Consider the following 15,419-nt stretch of genomic DNA (forward strand, 5'->3'; position numbering starts at 1 on the left):
CGACATGAAACATGCACGCATTCGTTATCAGGGCCAGGTCCACCAGGCCCTGATCACCGGCCCCAACACCCTGCAACTGGAAGACGGCCGGGTCCTGGCCGAAGACCAGGTGCAGTGGCTGCCGCCGGCCACCGGGACCATGTTCGCCCTGGGCCTGAACTATGCCGACCACGCTGCCGAGCTGGCCTTCAAGCCGCCCACCGAGCCGCTGGTGTTCATCAAGTCTCCCGGCACCTACACCGGCCACAAACAGGTGACCTGGCGCCCGGACAACGTCGCCTACATGCACTACGAGTGCGAGCTGGTGGCGGTGATCGGCAAGACCGCGCGCAACGTCAAGCGCGAGGATGCCCTGGACTACCTGGCCGGCTACACCCTGTGCAACGACTATGCGATCCGCGACTACCTGGAGAACTACTACCGGCCCAACCTGCGGGTGAAGAACCGCGATGCCACCACCCCGGTAGGCCCGTGGATCATCGACGCGGCCCAGGTACCCGAACCCAACAACCTGACCCTGCGCACCTGGGTCAACGGCGAACTGCGTCAGCAAGGCAGCACCGCCGACATGATCTTCGACATCCCTTACCTGATTGAATACCTGTCCGGCTTCATGACCCTGCAACCGGGGGACATGATCGCCACCGGCACCCCCGAAGGCCTGTCCGACGTGGTGCCCGGCGATGAGGTGGTGGTGGAAATCGAAGGCGTCGGCCGGCTGGTCAACCGCATTGTCAGCGAGAGCGATTTTTTCGCCCATCACGCCCAACCAGAGCCCACTGCCGTGGCCAAGGAGCACGCATAAATGATCAAGCACTGGATCAACGGCCGCGAAGTCGAAAGCCGTGAAGTGTTCACCAACTACAACCCCGCCACCGGTGAAGCCATTGGCGAGGTGGCCAGCGGCGGCGCCGAGGAAATCGCCCAGGCGGTAGCGGCGGCCAAGGACGCCTTTCCGAAATGGGCCAATACCCCGGCATCGGTGCGCGCGCGGCTGATGCGCCGCCTGGGTGCGCTGATCGAAGAGAACGTGCCGCACCTGGCGGAGCTGGAAACCCTGGACACCGGCCTGCCGATCCACCAGACCCGCAACGTGCTGATTCCCCGGGCCTCCCACAACTTCGATTTCTTCGCCGAGGTCTGCACCCGCATGGATGGCCACAGCTATCCGGTGGACGACCAGATGCTCAACTACACCCTGTACCAGCCAGTAGGCGTCTGCGCCCTGGTGTCGCCATGGAACGTACCGTTCATGACCGCCACCTGGAAGACCGCACCGTGTCTGGCCCTGGGCAATACCGCGGTGCTGAAGATGAGCGAACTGTCGCCGCTGACCGCCAATGAGCTGGGCCGGCTGGCGGTGGAAGCCGGGATTCCCGCCGGGGTGCTGAACATCGTCCAGGGCTACGGTGCCACCGCCGGCGATGCCCTGGTGCGCCACCCGGACGTGCGGGCGATTTCCTTCACCGGCGGCACCGCCACCGGCAAGAAGATCATGCAGACCGCGGGCCTGAAGAAGTACTCCATGGAACTGGGCGGCAAGTCGCCGGTGCTGATCTTCGAGGACGCCGACCTGGAACGGGCCCTGGACGCCGCGCTGTTCACCATCTTTTCCCTGAACGGCGAGCGCTGCACCGCCGGCAGCCGGATCTTCATCCAGGAAAGCGTCTACCCGCAGTTCGTCAAGGAGTTCGCCGCCCGGGCCAGGCGCCTGATCGTCGGTGACCCGCAGGACCCCAAGACCCAGGTCGGCTCGATGATCACCCAGGCCCACTACGACAAGGTCACCGGCTATATCCGCATTGGCCTGGAAGAAGGCGCGACCCTGCTGGCCGGCGGCCTGGAACGCCCGGCCAACCTGCCAGCGCACCTGGCCCGTGGGCAGTTCATCCAGCCCACGGTGTTCGCCGACGTGGACAACAAGATGCGCATCGCCCAGGAAGAGATCTTCGGCCCGGTGGTGTGCCTGATCCCGTTCAAGGACGAGGCCCAGGCCCTGCAACTGGCCAACGACACCGAGTACGGCCTGGCCTCCTACATCTGGACCCAGGACATCGGCAAGGCCCATCGCCTGGCCCGTGGCATCGAGGCCGGCATGGTGTTCATCAACAGCCAGAACGTGCGCGACCTGCGCCAGCCCTTCGGCGGCATCAAGGGTTCGGGCACCGGTCGCGAAGGCGGCGAATACAGCTTCGAGGTCTTTGCCGAGATCAAGAACGTCTGCCTCTCCATGGGCAGCCACCACATCCCGCGCTGGGGCGTGTAAGGTTCAGAACCGTCCCGGATCCCCCCAACAAGAAGATGTTTCAGGAGAAGCACCATGGGCGAAGTCGTCATGGCCGCCAAGGTCTGCCACGTACCATCGATGTACCTGTCCGAACTGCCGGGCAAACACCAGGGCTGCCGTGAGGCGGCCATTGCCGGGCACAAGGAGATCGCCCGCCGGGCCCGGGAGCTGGGGGCCGACACCGCGGTGGTGTTCGATGTGCACTGGCTGGTCAATAGCGGGTACCACATCAACTGCGGCGAGGCGTTCAACGGCACCTACACCAGCAACGAGCTGCCGCACTTCATCAAGAACATGACCTACGACTACCAGGGTTGCCCGGAGCTGGGCGAGCTGATCGCCGCCGAGGCCAATGCTGCCGACGTGCGTACCCTGGCCCACAACATCCCCAGCCTGGAACTGGAGTACGGCACCCTGGTGCCCATGCGCTACATGCACATGGACGTGCCCGCTGCCGAGCACTTGAAGGTGGTGTCCATCGCCGCCTGGTGCGCCTGGCACCGCCTCGAAGACAGCTTCACCTTTGGCGCCGCGGTGCGCCGGGCCATCGAGAAGAGCGATCGCAAGGTCCTGGTGCTGGCGTCGGGTTCCCTCTCCCACCGTTTCTCCAACGACCGCGAGGCCGAGGCCAACATCCACAACTGGACCCGGGAGTTCGACAAGCAGGTGGACCAGCGGGTGGTGGAGCTGTGGCAGCAGGGCCGCTTCCGCGAGTTCTGCGCCATGCTCCCGGACTACGCCAGCAGCTGTCATGGCGAGGGCGGAATGCACGATACGGCCATGCTCCTGGGGCTGTTGGGCGGGCCTGAATACAACCGCCCAGCGGAGATCGTCACTCCGCTGTTCGGCAGCTCAGGCACCGGCCAGATCAACGCCATCTTCCCTGTCTAGGCCCAGCTGCCACCCTGACTCGCAAGCGGCCGGGTTCCCGCCGGCCACTTGCGAAGGAGTTCCCCATGCCGCATTTCATCGCTGAATACACCGACAACATCGAACAGGCCGCCGACCTGCCGGGGCTGTTCGAAAAGGCCCATGACTACCTGGGCGCCACTGGCGTGTTCCCCCTGGGGGGCATCCGCAGCCGCGGGGTGCGCCTGGACACCTGGCGCATGGCCGACGGCAAGCACGACTACGCCTTCGTCCACATGCGCCTGCAAGTGGGAGCCGGCCGCGACCTGGCCACACGACGCCAGGTCGCCGAGGGCCTGTTCGAGATCATCAAGGCGCACTTCGCCGAGCTTCAGGGCCAGCGCCTCTTGGCCCTGTCGTTCGAAATGAGCGAGCTGGATGCCGAGCTGAACTTCAAGCACAACAACGTGCACGAGTTCCTGCGCGGACAAGCCTGAGGGTAGCCGCCGGTAGGAACCGGCTCGCCAGCGAAGTGGCCCTTAGGCCTTGTGCCAGCCCCGGATCCGCCTTCGCCGGCAAGCCGGCTCCTGCAGGCCGGCCACCCACACAAGAACAATAACGAGATCATTGCCATGCCCCACTCAACCCTTGCCACGGCGCCGGTCGCCGAGGTCGATGACTGCTATCGCAAGATCACCTGGCGGCTGATGCCGCTGTTGTTCGTCTGCTACATCTTTGCTCACCTGGACCGCATCAACATCGGTTTCGCCAAGCTGCAGATGACCCAGGATCTGGGCTTCAGCGACAGCGTCTATGGCCTGGGTGCCGGGCTGTTCTTCGTCGCCTACGCGCTGTTCGGGGTGCCCAGCAACCTGGCCCTGGACCGGGTCGGCCCACGGCGCTGGATCGCCTTCCTGATGCTGGTCTGGGGCCTGCTGTCCAGCGCCCTGATGCTGGTGGACAGCGCCTGGGGCTTCTATGTTTTGCGCTTTCTGCTGGGGGTCGCCGAGGCCGGCTTCTTCCCCGGCATCCTGGTGCTGCTCAACCGCTGGTTCCCGGCCAGCCGCCGCGGCCAGGTCACCGCCCTGTTCGCCATCGCCGTGCCCATGGCCGGAGTCATTGGCGGCCCCCTCTCCGGGTGGATCCTGGAAAGCTTCCACGACTTCGGCGGCCTGCGCGGCTGGCAGTGGATGTTCCTCATCGAAGGCCTGCCGGTGGTGCTGCTGGGCCTGGTGGTGCTCAAGGCCCTGCCGGAAAGCATCGAACAGGTGGGCTGGCTGACCCCGGCGCAGAAGACCTGGCTGCTGCAGGCCCTGCAACAGGAAGAACAGCACAAGTCCATCACCCGTTTCAGCGGCATCCTCAGGGACCGCCACGTCTGGCTGCTGGTGTGCATCTACTTCGCGGTGATGCTGGCGGTGAACACCATCGCCTTCTGGATGCCGACCCTGATCCACCACGCCGGCATCGCCCGGGACAGCAATGTCGGCCTGCTCAGTGCCCTGCCCTACCTGGCAGGCTGCCTGTTCATGCTCGGCGTCGGCCGCTCCTCGGACCGCCTGCGCGAACGCCGCTGGCACCTGGGGGTGCCGCTGCTGATGTCCAGCCTGGGGCTGATCCTCACCGGGCTGGCCCCGGACAACCCCTGGCTGGTGATGTTCGGCCTGCTGGTGGCGGGCATGGGCGCCAGCGCCGCCTTGCCGATGTTCTGGCAACTGCCGCCGGCCTTTCTCGCCAGCAGCACCCAGGCCGCGGGTATCGCCCTGATCAGTTCCTTCGGCAGCGTCGCCGCGTTCCTTGCCCCTTACCTGATCGGCGTGGTGCGCGACGCCACCCAAAGCGCCAGCCTGGCCCTCTACGCCCTGGCCCTGCTGATTGCCTGCGGCGCCTGGCTGGTGCTCCAGGTGCCGGCTCATATCGTCAACCCTCGGGAGAAATAACCATGCTCAGCCCCTCGGATATCCAGGAAGCCGCCGCGCGCCTCAACGCCGCCGAGCGCAGCCGTGAACAGATCGGCCAGCTGTCCCTGCAATACCCCGCTATCAGCATCGAAGATGCCTACGCCATCCAGCGCAGCTGGGTGGAACAGAAAATCCGCGACGGGCGCAAGCTGGTGGGCCACAAGATTGGCCTGACCTCACGGGCCATGCAGGTTTCCTCGAACATCACCGAGCCGGATTTCGGCGCCCTGCTGGACGACATGCTGTTCGATGAAGGCAGCGACATTCCCTTCCAGCGCTTCATCGTGCCCCGGGTCGAGGTGGAACTGGCGTTCATCCTCGGCAAGCCGCTCAAGGGGCCCCACTGCACCCTGTTCGATGTGCTGGACGCCACCGACTGGGTGATCCCGGCGCTGGAGATCATCGATGCGCGCATCCAGCAGGTGGACCCGCAGACCCAGGCCACCCGCAAGGTCTTCGACACCATCTCGGACAATGCCGCCAACGCCGGGGTGGTGATGGGTGGCCGCGCCGTGCGTCCAGGGGATGTGGATTTGCGCAAGGTGCCGGCGGTGCTCTACCGCAATGGCGTGATCGAGGAGTCCGGGGTCTCTGCCGCGGTGCTCAACCACCCGGCCAAGGGCGTGGCCTGGCTGGCCAACAAGCTCGCGGCCTATGACGTCGGCCTGGAGGCCGGGCAGATCATTCTTGGCGGCTCCTTCACTCGCCCGGTGGCCGCCCGTCCCGGAGATGTATTCCACGTGGACTACGATCAGTTGGGCAGCATTGCCTGCCGTTTCGTCTGAGGAGACTGCCATGGACATGCCACTGAACCTGTTCAAGCAACGCCTGCAACAGCGCGAACCGCAGATTGGCCTGTGGCTGGGCCTGGCGGACGGCTACTGTGCCGAGCTGGCGGCCAACGCCGGTTTCGACTGGCTGCTGCTGGACGGCGAACACGCGCCCAACGATCTGCGCAGCCTGCTGGCGCAGTTGCAGGCCATTGCCCCTTACCCAGCCCAAGGCATTATCCGCCCGCCCATTGGCGATACCGCGCTGATCAAGCAATTGCTGGACATCGGCGCCCAGACCCTGTTGATCCCCATGGTGGAAAGCGCCGAGCAGGCACGCCAGCTGGTGCGCGCCATGCGCTATCCGCCACTGGGGGTTCGTGGCGTAGGCAGCGCCCTGGCCCGGGCGTCGCGCTGGAACAGCATCGCCGGCTACCTGGATCAGGCGGACGAGCAGATGTGCCTGCTGGTGCAGATCGAGAACCTCGAAGGCCTGCGCAACCTGGATGAGATTCTCGCGGTGGACGGGGTCGACGGGGTGTTTATCGGCCCGGCGGACCTGTCGGCGGCCATGGGCCAGCGGGGCAACCCCGGGCACCCGGACGTGGTGGCCGCGATTGAAGACGCCATCGTGCGGATTCGTCGGGCGGGCAAGGCCGCAGGGATTCTCAGTGCCGATCAGCGACTGGCGCGGCGTTGCATCGAGTTGGGGGCAAATTTTGTCGCGGTGGGCGTGGATACCACCGTCCTGATGAAGGGCCTGCAGAGCCTGGCCGGCCAGTACAAAACCCTGGACGCCCCCACCAGCGAGGGTGGGGTTTACTGACGGGCGATTGCCGTAGGAGCCGGCTTGCCGGCGAAAGCGTTCTTGCGCGCGGCAAGGCTTGGCGGACTCTTCGCTGGCAAGCCAGCTCCTACACGGCGTTGCGGGCCAGGCGCCAGAGGCGGGCGATGTCGGCGGCGCGTTCGCGCAGCAGGCGCGGAGCTTCGCGGCAGGCCTGTTCCAGGCTCATGGGGCCTGAGGTCAGGGCGAAGGCCGCATCCACGCCGTGGGCGTACATCTGCTGGTAACCCTCGCCCAGGGTGCCGGCAATAACAATCACCGGAACCCCCTGCTCACGGGCGATGCGCGCCACGCCAAAGGGGGTCTTGCCGCGCAAGGTCTGGGCGTCGAAGCGACCTTCACCGGTGATCACCAGATCTGCACCGCGCACGGCCTGTTCCAGGCCCACCAGTTCCGCCACCACTTCCACCCCGGGACGAAATTGCGCGCCGAGAAACGCCTTGGCGGCAAACCCCAGGCCACCGGCCGCGCCGCTGCCGGGTTCATCACGCACATCCTTGGGCAGTACCTGGGCGCACAGGTCGGCGAAGTGTCCCAGGGCCTGGTCCAGTTGCTGCACCTGCTGCGCCGAGGCGCCTTTCTGCGGGCCGAAGATGGCTGAAGCGCCGTGCTCGCCGCACAGCGGGTTGTTGACGTCGGCGGCGATGTCGAAGCGCACCTGGGCCAGGCGCGGGTCCATGGCATCCAGCTCGATGTGGGCGAGGTCGGCCAGGGCCAGGCCGCCGCGAGGCAGTATCCGGTCCTGGCGGTCCAGCAGCTTGACCCCCAGCGCCTGCAGGGCCCCCGCGCCGCCGTCGTTGGTGGCGCTGCCGCCGATGGCCAGGATGATGCGCCGGGCACCGGCCTCCAGAGCGGCCTGGATCAGCTCCCCGGTGCCGAAGGTGCTGCTGTTGCACGCATCGCGCTGCTCCAGCGCCAGCAGTTGCAGGCCACTGGCCTCGGCCATTTCGATGATTGCCGTGTGGCTCTGGGGCAGCCAGCCCCAGCGCGCCTCCACGATCGCTCCCAGCGGCCCCTGGACCCGATTGCTGCGCAGTTGCCCGTCACAGGCGGCGAGAATCGATTCCACCGTCCCTTCGCCACCGTCGGCCATGGGGCATTGGCACAGCTCGGCGTCGGGCCACACATCAGCCAGCCCCTGGGCAATGGCCTGGGCCACGCCTTCGGCACTCAGGCTGTCCTTGAACGAGTCGGGGGCGATGATGATCTTCATGGGTTTTCTCCGGTTCTTGTGCCGCCATGCTGCCATCTGGCGCAGGCGCTGACCCCGGGCCACTGCACAAGTCCGAGGGCGCTTTATTGTTCATTGCTACAACCGCGCAACCTCGCCTAGCGTTGAAACCGCTGCCGCAGGCTGCGAACGGGCACGTAGCGCTCGCGAAGGTCTTGGAAGCGATACAGGTTTGGCTGGAGATTGCCAAGCAAGGCCCTGCGGGCCTTTTCGCAGCCTCGCCAAGGCTCGGCAGCGGCTACCCCCCCTGTTGGATCGGGATAGGCGATGGTGGAGATCGGCGCGATAAATCAGGCCGGCTCGCTGCGGTGGGGCAGCAGCTGTACGCCAAGATAAAGAGCCAGCATGCCGTCCAGGCGCAAGGGGTCGACGCCGCTGAGCTCGGCTATCCGTTCCATGCGGTAGCGCAGGCTGTTGCGGTGGATGCCCAGGGCATCGGCGCAGGCCTGGCTCTGGCCGTCGTGGTCGCACCAGCTGCGCAGGGTCGCCAGCAACTGGCCGTTGCTGTCCTTGGCCAGGACCTTGCGCAACGGCGTCAGCAGTTCGTCCAGGGCGTCATCGTTGCGGTGGCGCCAGAGCATCACCGGCAGCCGGTAGCGGTTGAGGGTGAGCAATCGCGCGTCCGGCAGGATATCCCGGCCGTAGGCCAGCAGGTCGCCGACCCGGCGGTAGCAGCGGCGCAATCCGGCCAGGCCCTCGGCCTGCCCGCCCACCGCCACCCGCAGGATGTTCCAGCCCTGGCCGTCGAGCTTTTCCAGCAGCCGCGGGTTGTCCAGGCTCAGGCTCGCCGGGCGGCACCAGAGCAGGGAACTCTTCGACGAGCTGACGCACCAGCTGTCCGGATAGCGGCTCAGCAACCAACTGCTGAGGCTATCCACGCCCTGCCCCGAGGCCGGTTCCTGGGCCAGTTCGAACAGATAGGGCGTACGCGCCAGCTGTGGCTTGAGGCCCATCTGCTGGGCTTCATCCACCAGCCGTGGTGAGTCGCCGCCGTCGCTCAGCAGCAGGGCCAGCAGGTCGTCGCAGCGCTGGCGCCGCCATTGCTGCTCGGCCTGCTGGTGGCGCTGGCCCACCAGCATCTCGGCGGTCATGCGCACCAGTTCGGCATAGGTGCGCAACTGCGCCGGGTCGCCGGTAATGCCCAGCACCCCGATCAGCCGCTGGTCATGCAGCAACGGCAGGTTGATGCCCGGCTGCACGCCCTTGAGCTGGCGCGCGGTGGGTTCGTCGATCTCCACCACCCGGCCGTTGGCCAGCACCAGTTGCGCGCCTTCGTGCCGGGTGTTGATACGCTCCGGCTCGCCGCTGCCAAGGATCAGGCCCTGGCTGTCCATGACGTTGACGTTGTAGGGCAGGATCGCCATCGTGCGGTCGACGATATCCTGCGCCAGGTCATGATCCAGTTCGAACATGGGGGGATGATCCTTGACGGCTACAGCTGCGGGGACGGGCCGCGGGGTACGCGGCGTTGTTCAGTGGCACAGGGCCCGGGGCCAATCGCTGTGCGCCGGCACAAAGACAGGCCCGCGCCGGTGACCGAGACTCTCAGGGCGGTCAACGTTACCCTTGCACCGCAAAAAATCATAATAAAGAGAGACACACCATGTCACAGAGCGCCGCTGCCCCACTGGCCCAGGCTGACGACAAGAACGCCGTCTACAAGCGCATCACCCTGCGCCTGATCCCCTTCATCTTCGTCTGCTACCTGTTCAACTACCTGGACCGGGTCAACGTTGGCTTCGCCAAGTTGCAGATGCTCGATGCCCTGAAATTCAGCGAAACGGTCTACGGCCTGGGTGCCGGGATTTTCTTCATCGGCTACGTGCTGTGCGGCGTGCCGAGCAACCTGGCACTGAACCGGTTCGGCCCGCGGCGCTGGATCGCGCTGATGATGATCACCTGGGGCACCTTGTCCACCTGCCTGCTGTTCGTCACCACGCCGACCCAGTTCTACACCCTGCGCCTGTTCACCGGGGCCGCCGAAGCCGGCTTCTTCCCCGGCGTGGTGCTGTACCTCTCGCAGTGGTTCCCGACCTTCCGCCGTGGCCGGATCATGGCCCTGTTCATGTCGGCGATCCCGGTGTCCGGCCTGCTGGGCAGCCCGTTTTCCGGCTGGATCCTCAACCACTTCGCCGCCGGCCAGGGCGGCCTCGCCGGCTGGCAGTGGATGTTCCTGCTGCAGGGCATTCCTACCGTGATCCTCGGCGCCCTGGCGTTCTTCCTGCTCAGCGACAGCTTCGCCCATGCCAAGTGGCTGACCCCGACTGAACGCGCAGTGCTGGAGGCCGACCAGGCCAGCGACCTCGCCAACCAGCCCAAGACCGCCAGCGACTCCCTGGCCGCGGTGTTCAAGAACCCGGCGATCTGGGCCTTCGGCCTGATCTACTTCTGCATCCAGAGCGGGGTCTACGCGATCAACTTCTGGCTGCCGTCGATCATCAAGAACCTGGGGTTTGCCGACAATCTGGTGATCGGCTGGCTGAGCGCCATTCCCTACCTGCTGGCGGCGGTGTTCATGCTGCTGGTGGGGCGCTCGGCGGACCTGCGCAAGGAGCGCCGCTGGCACCTTGTAGTGCCGATGTTGATGGGCGCCGTGGGGCTGCTGATCGCGGTTAACTTCGCCGCCAACCCGGCCATCGCCATTCTCGGCCTGACCCTCGCCACCATGGGTGCCCTCACCGGCCTGCCGATGTTCTGGCCGGTGCCCACTGCCCTGCTCAGCGCCGGTGCAGCTGCCGGTGGCCTGGCGCTGATCAACTCCATGGGCCAGATGGCCGGTTTCCTCAGCCCCTATATCGTCGGCTGGGTCAAGGACAGCACCGGTTCCACCGACGCCGCGCTGTACCTGCTGGCCGGGGTGATTGTTGCCGGCAGCCTGCTGGCGCTGCGCATGACCCGCACCCTGAACCGCTAAGCCGCGGCACTACACGGCCCCGGCCACGACAAAAGCCCGTTCGAACCTCGGCTCCAACGGGCTTTTTCATGGCTGGGCTCAGGCCGGTGCCCCACCTTGTCGGGCGTAGTCGTGATTGATGCTCAACGCCCCCATCGCCGGAGCATCCAACTCCAGCACCAGGCCGCCGGGCAAGCGGACGAAGATCTGCCAGATGCCGTCTTCCGGCACCTGCGCCACTTGATGCTCCAGGCCACTGGCCTGCACCCGGCGCAACACGGCTTCGGCTGCCTCCTGGGTACTGAAGGCGATGTGGCTCAGTTGCGGCTCAGGGCAATGGGCCTGTTCGATGACGTGCACCAGCGCCGCCTCGCCCTGGTACAACCAGCGCCCGGGAAAGGGAAACGGCGGCCGCCGGCCCGTTTGCAGGCCCAGCAGATCGGCGAAGGCCTGCTGCAACGCCTCGCCCTCGGCGCAGTTGAACGCCAGGTGATCGAAGCGCCAGTTCATAGCAAGCCTCCACCATCGACATCGATCAGGCTCCCGCTGATAAAGCCGTTCTCCATGGCCAGGATAAAGGCCGCCGCCACCTCATCCGGCTGGCCGACGCGGCCCACCGGCAGGTTGGCACCGGTGCGGGCGAACATGGCTTCGCGGGCGTCCTCGGGCATCCCGGCATAGGCTTCGGTGGCGGTGACCCCGGGGCTGATGACATTCACCCGGCGTGGCGCCAGCTCCTTGGCCAGGTGCTTGCCCAGGGCTTCGAGGGCGGCGTTGAGGGTGGTCTTGAGCACTTGCCCGGGGACCATTTTGCGCGACAGCAGGCCCGAGGTCAGGCTGATGCTGCCTTGCGGCGCGAGTGTCGGCAGCGCCGCCTGGACCGCGCGCCACACGCCCCAGAACTTCACCTCAAAAGCCCGCTGGGCATCCAGCAGATCGGTGTCGGCCAGGGGCTTGGCGGCAATGGCCGGACCGGCGCTGATCACCAGGTGATCGAAGGCCCCCACCCTGGCGAACAAGGCCTGGAGACTGGCGGTATCGGTAATGTCCACGGCGATGCTGCAGGCCGATTCCGGCAGCTGTGCCTGCTGGCGCTGCAAGGCCTCGAGGCTGCGCCCCGCCAGTACCACCCGAGCACCTCGGGCCGCGGCCTGGCGCGTCACCGCAGCGCCGATGCCGCTGCCGGCGCCAATCACCACCAAGGTTTGCCGGGCCAGGCTTGAGTTGGAAAGAGTCATTGCGATCACCTGCTGCGATTGAAAGTGATTGCATCTTCCCAGCTTGCCAATCGAGGAAAAATCCAGCTAAAACGCAAAGATCTTTAAAGGATTTTTATTAATGAGCTCGATACTGGACCTGGAAATCTTCGTACGCACCGCCGATGCCGGGAGCATTTCCGCCGCGGCCCGCTCCCTGGGCCTGACCGCCGCAGCCGCCAGCATCGCCCTCAAGCGCCTGGAAACCCGCCTCGGCAGCCGTCTGCTGGCGCGTTCCACCCGCAGCATGAGGCTCACCGAGGAAGGCCGCCGCTACCTGGAAAGCGTGCGCCTGGCCCTGGCCACCCTGGAGGACGGCGAGCTGGCGCTCAAGCAGCAGAGCCAGGGCCTGGCCGGGGTGCTGCAGTTGTCGGCGCCCTCGGACTTCGGGCGCAATGCCCTGCTTCCCTGGCTCGATGAATTCAAGGCCGAGCACCCGCAACTGCGCCTGCAACTGCGGCTCGATGATCGCCACGCCGACCTGTTCCGCGACGCTGTGGATGTGGCCCTGCGCTTTGGCGTGCCCGAGGATTCCAGCCTGGTGGCCTTGCCGATTCTCCCCGGGCACCGGCGCATCGCCTGCGCCAGCCCGGCCTACCTGGCCCGTTGCGGGGTGCCGCAAAACCCCGAGGCGCTGGCCGGGCACAGCGCCCTGCTGTACCTGCGCAATGGCCAGCCCTATGACCGCTGGCGTTTCAGCCGCGACAGCGAAACCCGCGAAGTCCTGGTGCGTGGCGATTACCTGTGCGACGACGGTGAGGTGGCCCGGCGCTGGGCCCTGGCCGGCCACGGCATTGTCTACAAGGCCCGGCTGGATGTGGCCGAGGACATCCGCGCCGGGCGCCTGGTGCCGCTGCTCGGCGACTGGCAAGGGGAACCGGCCCCCTTCAACTTGCTGTGCCCCCATCGCCTGCAGGTTTCCCAGCGGGTGCGCCTGCTGCACAGCTTTGTGTTGCAACGCTGCCGGGCGCTGTGTCCCTGACCCGGTGCGGCCCCGGGGCGGTTGGCCGCTGCGCGGTTCGCCGGCAAGCCGGCTCCTACGGAACCTCCTTGCAGGAGCTGGCTTGCCAGCGAAGGCGACCTCACGGGCACCTATGCCGGCAAGGAGGCGCCATTCAGGCATTGCAGAGGCCCGGGGTTGTGGTATTTGATGGTCGCCCCAATGGCCGGAAATGCCCTGGCCAGCCCTCTAGCACAAGGATTCCGCCCATGAGCTATCGCATCCTCGGCCATTCCGGTCTCAAGGTTTCCAGCCTGACCCTGGGCACCATGATGTTCGGCGAGCAGACCAGTACCGAAGACTCGCTGCGTATCATCGACAAGGCCTGGGACCAGGGGATCAACTTCATCGACACCGCCGACGTCTATACCCAGGGCCGCTCCGAGGAGATCGTCGGCGAAGCCATTGCCAGCCACCGCCATGAGTGGGTGCTGGCGTCCAAGGTCGGCTTCGGTCCGGTGGACGGCGTGCCCAACCGCAGCGGCCTGAGCCGCAAGCACATCTTCAACGGCATCGAGGCCAGCCTGACCCGCCTGGGCACCGATTACCTGGACATCTACTACCTGCACCGCGAAGACCACAACACACCTCTGGAAGTGAGCATCTCGGCCATCGGCGACCTGTTGCGCCAGGGCAAGATCCGCTACTGGGGCCTGTCCAATTATCGGGGCTGGCGGATTGCCGAGGCGATTCGAGTCGCCGACCAGTTGGGGGTGGACCGCCCGGTGATCAGCCAGCCGCTGTACAACATCGTCAACCGCCAGGCCGAGGGCGAGCAGATCACCGCCGCCCGCGCCTATGGCCTGGGCGTGGTGCCCTACAGCCCCCTGGCCCGTGGTGTGCTCAGCGGCAAGTATGCGCCGGACGTCACCCCGGACGCCGCCAGCCGCGCCGGGCGCCAGGACAAGCGCATCCTGGAGACCGAATGGCGGGTCGAATCCCTGCGCATCGCCCAGCAGATCCAGGAATACGCCCAGGAGCGCGGGGCCGGGATCGTCGAGTTCGCCATTGCCTGGGTACTGAACAACCAGGCGGTGAGCTCGGCCATTGTCGGCCCGCGCACTGAAGCCCAGTGGGACGCCTACACCCGGGCCCTGGAGGTGAAGATCAGCCCTGAGGACGAAGCCTTCATCGACGCGCTGGTGACCCCGGGGCACGCCTCGACACCCGGTTTCAATGATGTCGGCCATTTTGTCTCCGGACGTTTTGCGCATCTGGGCTAAACACGGCCCCTGGCCGCGCAAACCCAGCGGCCATCGCAGTCCGGCCTTTCCCTGGAAGGCCGGGCCGCGCCACAAACGAGAAATTTTCCCGCCGGGGTGTCGCAAACAGAGCAAAAATCCCGGGGCAAACCCTCTATATTCCCCCTCGCTCCACTCTCCCCTTCTTTTTGTGCATCCCGAGCGTTCGGGTTCTACGAGGACTGCGTGTCTAAAGGTATTGCGTTATCGGTTCTGGCGTCGGTGCTGTTTGCCGTCATGTATTTCTACACCTCGCTGCTGGCGCCCCTGACCGGGGTGGAGATCTTCGGCTGGCGAATGTTGCTGACCCTGCCCTGCATGACCCTGTTCATGCTGCTGGCCGGTGAATGGCACCGGGTCGACGAAGTGCTGCGACGGGTGCGCAGCAAGCCCGTGCTGGGCCCGGCGCTGCTGCTGTCGTCGGCGCTGGTCGGGGTGCAGCTCTGGCTGTTCATGTGGGCACCGCTCAACGGCCACAGCCTGGATGTATCCCAGGGCTATTTCCTGCTGCCGCTGACCATGGTCCTGACCGGGCGCATCGTCTATGGCGAACGTCTGTCGCGGCTGCAGAAGCTGGCAGCGGTGCTGGCCTGCATCGGCGTGCTCAACGAGCTGTACCAGGTGGGCAGTTTTTCCTGGGCGACCCTGGTGGTGGCCCTGGGCTACCCGCTGTATTTCGTCTTGCGCAAGCGCCTGGGCACCGACCACCTGGGCGGCCTGTGGGTGGACATGGCCCTGCTAATGCCGGTGGCGCTGTGGGTGGTGCAGAGCGGCGAACAGGGCATTGCCGTGGTCGCGGCCCAACCCTGGCTGTACCTGCTGATTCCCGTGCTGGGGGTGATCAGTGCCTCGGCGCTGGTGTGCTACATCATTGCCAGCCGCTTGCTGGCCTTCAGCCTGTTCGGCCTGCTCAGCTATGTGGAACCGGTACTGCTGCTGTTGGTGGCGCTGCTGCTGGGGGAAAGCATCAAGGCCGGGGAATGGCTGACCTACGTGCCGATCTGGCTGGCGGTGCTGGTCCTGGTGCTCGAAGGCGTGCGCCATCTGCTGCGCCAGCGCCGGGGCTGAGCCCGGCTGCGGAGGTATC

The 15,419-nt window shown here is 66.2% G+C and carries 15 protein-coding genes; 11 read left to right on the forward strand and 4 right to left on the reverse strand.

Annotated features, from left to right (window positions below; genetic code table 11):
* Nucleotides 1–4 precede the first annotated feature (4 nt).
* The 7 genes from PFLCHA0_RS16970 to hpaI all read left to right on the forward strand — a co-directional run bounded on the left by PFLCHA0_RS16970 (nucleotide 5) and on the right by hpaI (nucleotide 6,693).
* Complete coding sequence (locus PFLCHA0_RS16970) at nucleotides 5–805, forward strand: fumarylacetoacetate hydrolase family protein (protein ID WP_015635871.1); 801 nt, start codon at nucleotides 5–7, stop codon at nucleotides 803–805.
* Entirely contained in the window at nucleotides 806–2,266 is a 1,461-nt protein-coding gene (gene hpaE / locus PFLCHA0_RS16975; protein WP_015635872.1) for a 5-carboxymethyl-2-hydroxymuconate semialdehyde dehydrogenase, read from the forward strand. It abuts the gene before it with no gap.
* 54 nt (nucleotides 2,267–2,320) lie between these two features.
* Nucleotides 2,321–3,178 (forward strand): 3,4-dihydroxyphenylacetate 2,3-dioxygenase, encoded by an 858-nt coding sequence (gene hpaD, locus PFLCHA0_RS16980; protein WP_015635873.1) that lies wholly within the window; start codon nucleotides 2,321–2,323, stop codon nucleotides 3,176–3,178.
* A gap of 65 nt (nucleotides 3,179–3,243) precedes the next feature.
* On the forward strand, nucleotides 3,244–3,633 hold the full coding sequence (locus tag PFLCHA0_RS16985) for a 5-carboxymethyl-2-hydroxymuconate Delta-isomerase (protein ID WP_015635874.1): 390 nt from the start codon (nucleotides 3,244–3,246) through the stop codon (nucleotides 3,631–3,633).
* Between the two features lie 135 nt (nucleotides 3,634–3,768).
* Nucleotides 3,769–5,076: an MFS transporter gene (locus PFLCHA0_RS16990; protein ID WP_011061657.1), complete on the forward strand. Its 1,308-nt coding sequence runs from the start codon at nucleotides 3,769–3,771 to the stop codon at nucleotides 5,074–5,076.
* A gap of 2 nt (nucleotides 5,077–5,078) precedes the next feature.
* Nucleotides 5,079–5,882 (forward strand): 2-oxo-hept-4-ene-1,7-dioate hydratase, encoded by an 804-nt coding sequence (gene hpaH, locus PFLCHA0_RS16995; RefSeq protein WP_015635875.1) that lies wholly within the window; start codon nucleotides 5,079–5,081, stop codon nucleotides 5,880–5,882.
* 10 nt (nucleotides 5,883–5,892) lie between these two features.
* Nucleotides 5,893–6,693 (forward strand): 4-hydroxy-2-oxoheptanedioate aldolase, encoded by an 801-nt coding sequence (hpaI, locus tag PFLCHA0_RS17000; protein WP_011061659.1) that lies wholly within the window; start codon nucleotides 5,893–5,895, stop codon nucleotides 6,691–6,693.
* An 88-nt stretch (nucleotides 6,694–6,781) separates the two neighbouring features.
* Here hpaI and PFLCHA0_RS17005 read toward each other — a convergent pair whose 3' ends face one another.
* Both PFLCHA0_RS17005 and PFLCHA0_RS17010 read right to left on the reverse strand, forming a co-directional pair.
* A complete protein-coding gene (locus PFLCHA0_RS17005) occupies nucleotides 6,782–7,924 on the reverse strand; it encodes a glycerate kinase (protein WP_015635876.1) in 1,143 nt (380 codons plus the stop codon).
* Between the two features lie 308 nt (nucleotides 7,925–8,232).
* On the reverse strand, nucleotides 8,233–9,354 hold the full coding sequence (locus PFLCHA0_RS17010; RefSeq protein ID WP_011061661.1) for a sugar diacid recognition domain-containing protein: 1,122 nt from the start codon (nucleotides 9,352–9,354) through the stop codon (nucleotides 8,233–8,235).
* A gap of 191 nt (nucleotides 9,355–9,545) precedes the next feature.
* Here PFLCHA0_RS17010 and PFLCHA0_RS17015 point away from each other — a divergent pair, with 191 nt between their 5' ends.
* A complete protein-coding gene (locus tag PFLCHA0_RS17015; RefSeq protein WP_011061662.1) occupies nucleotides 9,546–10,856 on the forward strand; it encodes an MFS transporter in 1,311 nt (436 codons plus the stop codon).
* 78 nt (nucleotides 10,857–10,934) lie between these two features.
* Here PFLCHA0_RS17015 and PFLCHA0_RS17020 read toward each other — a convergent pair whose 3' ends face one another.
* The gene (locus tag PFLCHA0_RS17020; RefSeq protein WP_015635877.1) at nucleotides 10,935–11,345 is read right to left on the reverse strand and encodes a VOC family protein; all 411 of its coding nucleotides are present in this window, start codon (nucleotides 11,343–11,345) and stop codon (nucleotides 10,935–10,937) included.
* Nucleotides 11,342–12,073, reverse strand: coding sequence for an SDR family oxidoreductase (locus tag PFLCHA0_RS17025; RefSeq protein WP_015635878.1), 732 nt, complete (start codon nucleotides 12,071–12,073; stop codon nucleotides 11,342–11,344). Before PFLCHA0_RS17025 ends, PFLCHA0_RS17020 begins: the two co-directional genes overlap by 4 nt.
* A gap of 100 nt (nucleotides 12,074–12,173) precedes the next feature.
* On the opposite strand from PFLCHA0_RS17025, the gene PFLCHA0_RS17030 reads away from it, so the two are divergent.
* The 3 genes from PFLCHA0_RS17030 (at nucleotide 12,174) to rarD (ending at nucleotide 15,400) form a co-directional block, all read left to right on the forward strand.
* Complete coding sequence (locus tag PFLCHA0_RS17030) at nucleotides 12,174–13,073, forward strand: LysR family transcriptional regulator (RefSeq protein WP_015635879.1); 900 nt, start codon at nucleotides 12,174–12,176, stop codon at nucleotides 13,071–13,073.
* A 227-nt stretch (nucleotides 13,074–13,300) separates the two neighbouring features.
* Nucleotides 13,301–14,314 (forward strand): aldo/keto reductase, encoded by a 1,014-nt coding sequence (locus PFLCHA0_RS17035; protein ID WP_011061666.1) that lies wholly within the window; start codon nucleotides 13,301–13,303, stop codon nucleotides 14,312–14,314.
* 204 nt (nucleotides 14,315–14,518) lie between these two features.
* Nucleotides 14,519–15,400 (forward strand): EamA family transporter RarD, encoded by an 882-nt coding sequence (rarD, locus tag PFLCHA0_RS17040; protein WP_015635880.1) that lies wholly within the window; start codon nucleotides 14,519–14,521, stop codon nucleotides 15,398–15,400.
* Nucleotides 15,401–15,419: the final 19 nt, after the last annotated feature.

Origin of the sequence: Pseudomonas protegens CHA0 (genome assembly GCF_000397205.1) — a bacterium.
Taxonomy (GTDB): Bacteria; Pseudomonadota; Gammaproteobacteria; order Pseudomonadales; family Pseudomonadaceae; genus Aquipseudomonas; species Aquipseudomonas protegens.

Coding starts and splice junctions, on each gene's coding strand:
- PFLCHA0_RS16970 (WP_015635871.1), top strand. CDS start 5: ATGAAACATGCACGCATTCGTTATCAGGGCCAGGTCCACCAGGCCCTG.
- hpaE (WP_015635872.1), top strand. CDS start 806: ATGATCAAGCACTGGATCAACGGCCGCGAAGTCGAAAGCCGTGAAGTG.
- hpaD (WP_015635873.1), top strand. CDS start 2,321: ATGGGCGAAGTCGTCATGGCCGCCAAGGTCTGCCACGTACCATCGATG.
- PFLCHA0_RS16985 (WP_015635874.1), top strand. CDS start 3,244: ATGCCGCATTTCATCGCTGAATACACCGACAACATCGAACAGGCCGCC.
- PFLCHA0_RS16990 (WP_011061657.1), top strand. CDS start 3,769: ATGCCCCACTCAACCCTTGCCACGGCGCCGGTCGCCGAGGTCGATGAC.
- hpaH (WP_015635875.1), top strand. CDS start 5,079: ATGCTCAGCCCCTCGGATATCCAGGAAGCCGCCGCGCGCCTCAACGCC.
- hpaI (WP_011061659.1), top strand. CDS start 5,893: ATGGACATGCCACTGAACCTGTTCAAGCAACGCCTGCAACAGCGCGAA.
- PFLCHA0_RS17005 (WP_015635876.1), bottom strand. CDS start 7,924: ATGAAGATCATCATCGCCCCCGACTCGTTCAAGGACAGCCTGAGTGCC.
- PFLCHA0_RS17010 (WP_011061661.1), bottom strand. CDS start 9,354: ATGTTCGAACTGGATCATGACCTGGCGCAGGATATCGTCGACCGCACG.
- PFLCHA0_RS17015 (WP_011061662.1), top strand. CDS start 9,546: ATGTCACAGAGCGCCGCTGCCCCACTGGCCCAGGCTGACGACAAGAAC.
- PFLCHA0_RS17020 (WP_015635877.1), bottom strand. CDS start 11,345: ATGAACTGGCGCTTCGATCACCTGGCGTTCAACTGCGCCGAGGGCGAG.
- PFLCHA0_RS17025 (WP_015635878.1), bottom strand. CDS start 12,073: ATGACTCTTTCCAACTCAAGCCTGGCCCGGCAAACCTTGGTGGTGATT.
- PFLCHA0_RS17030 (WP_015635879.1), top strand. CDS start 12,174: ATGAGCTCGATACTGGACCTGGAAATCTTCGTACGCACCGCCGATGCC.
- PFLCHA0_RS17035 (WP_011061666.1), top strand. CDS start 13,301: ATGAGCTATCGCATCCTCGGCCATTCCGGTCTCAAGGTTTCCAGCCTG.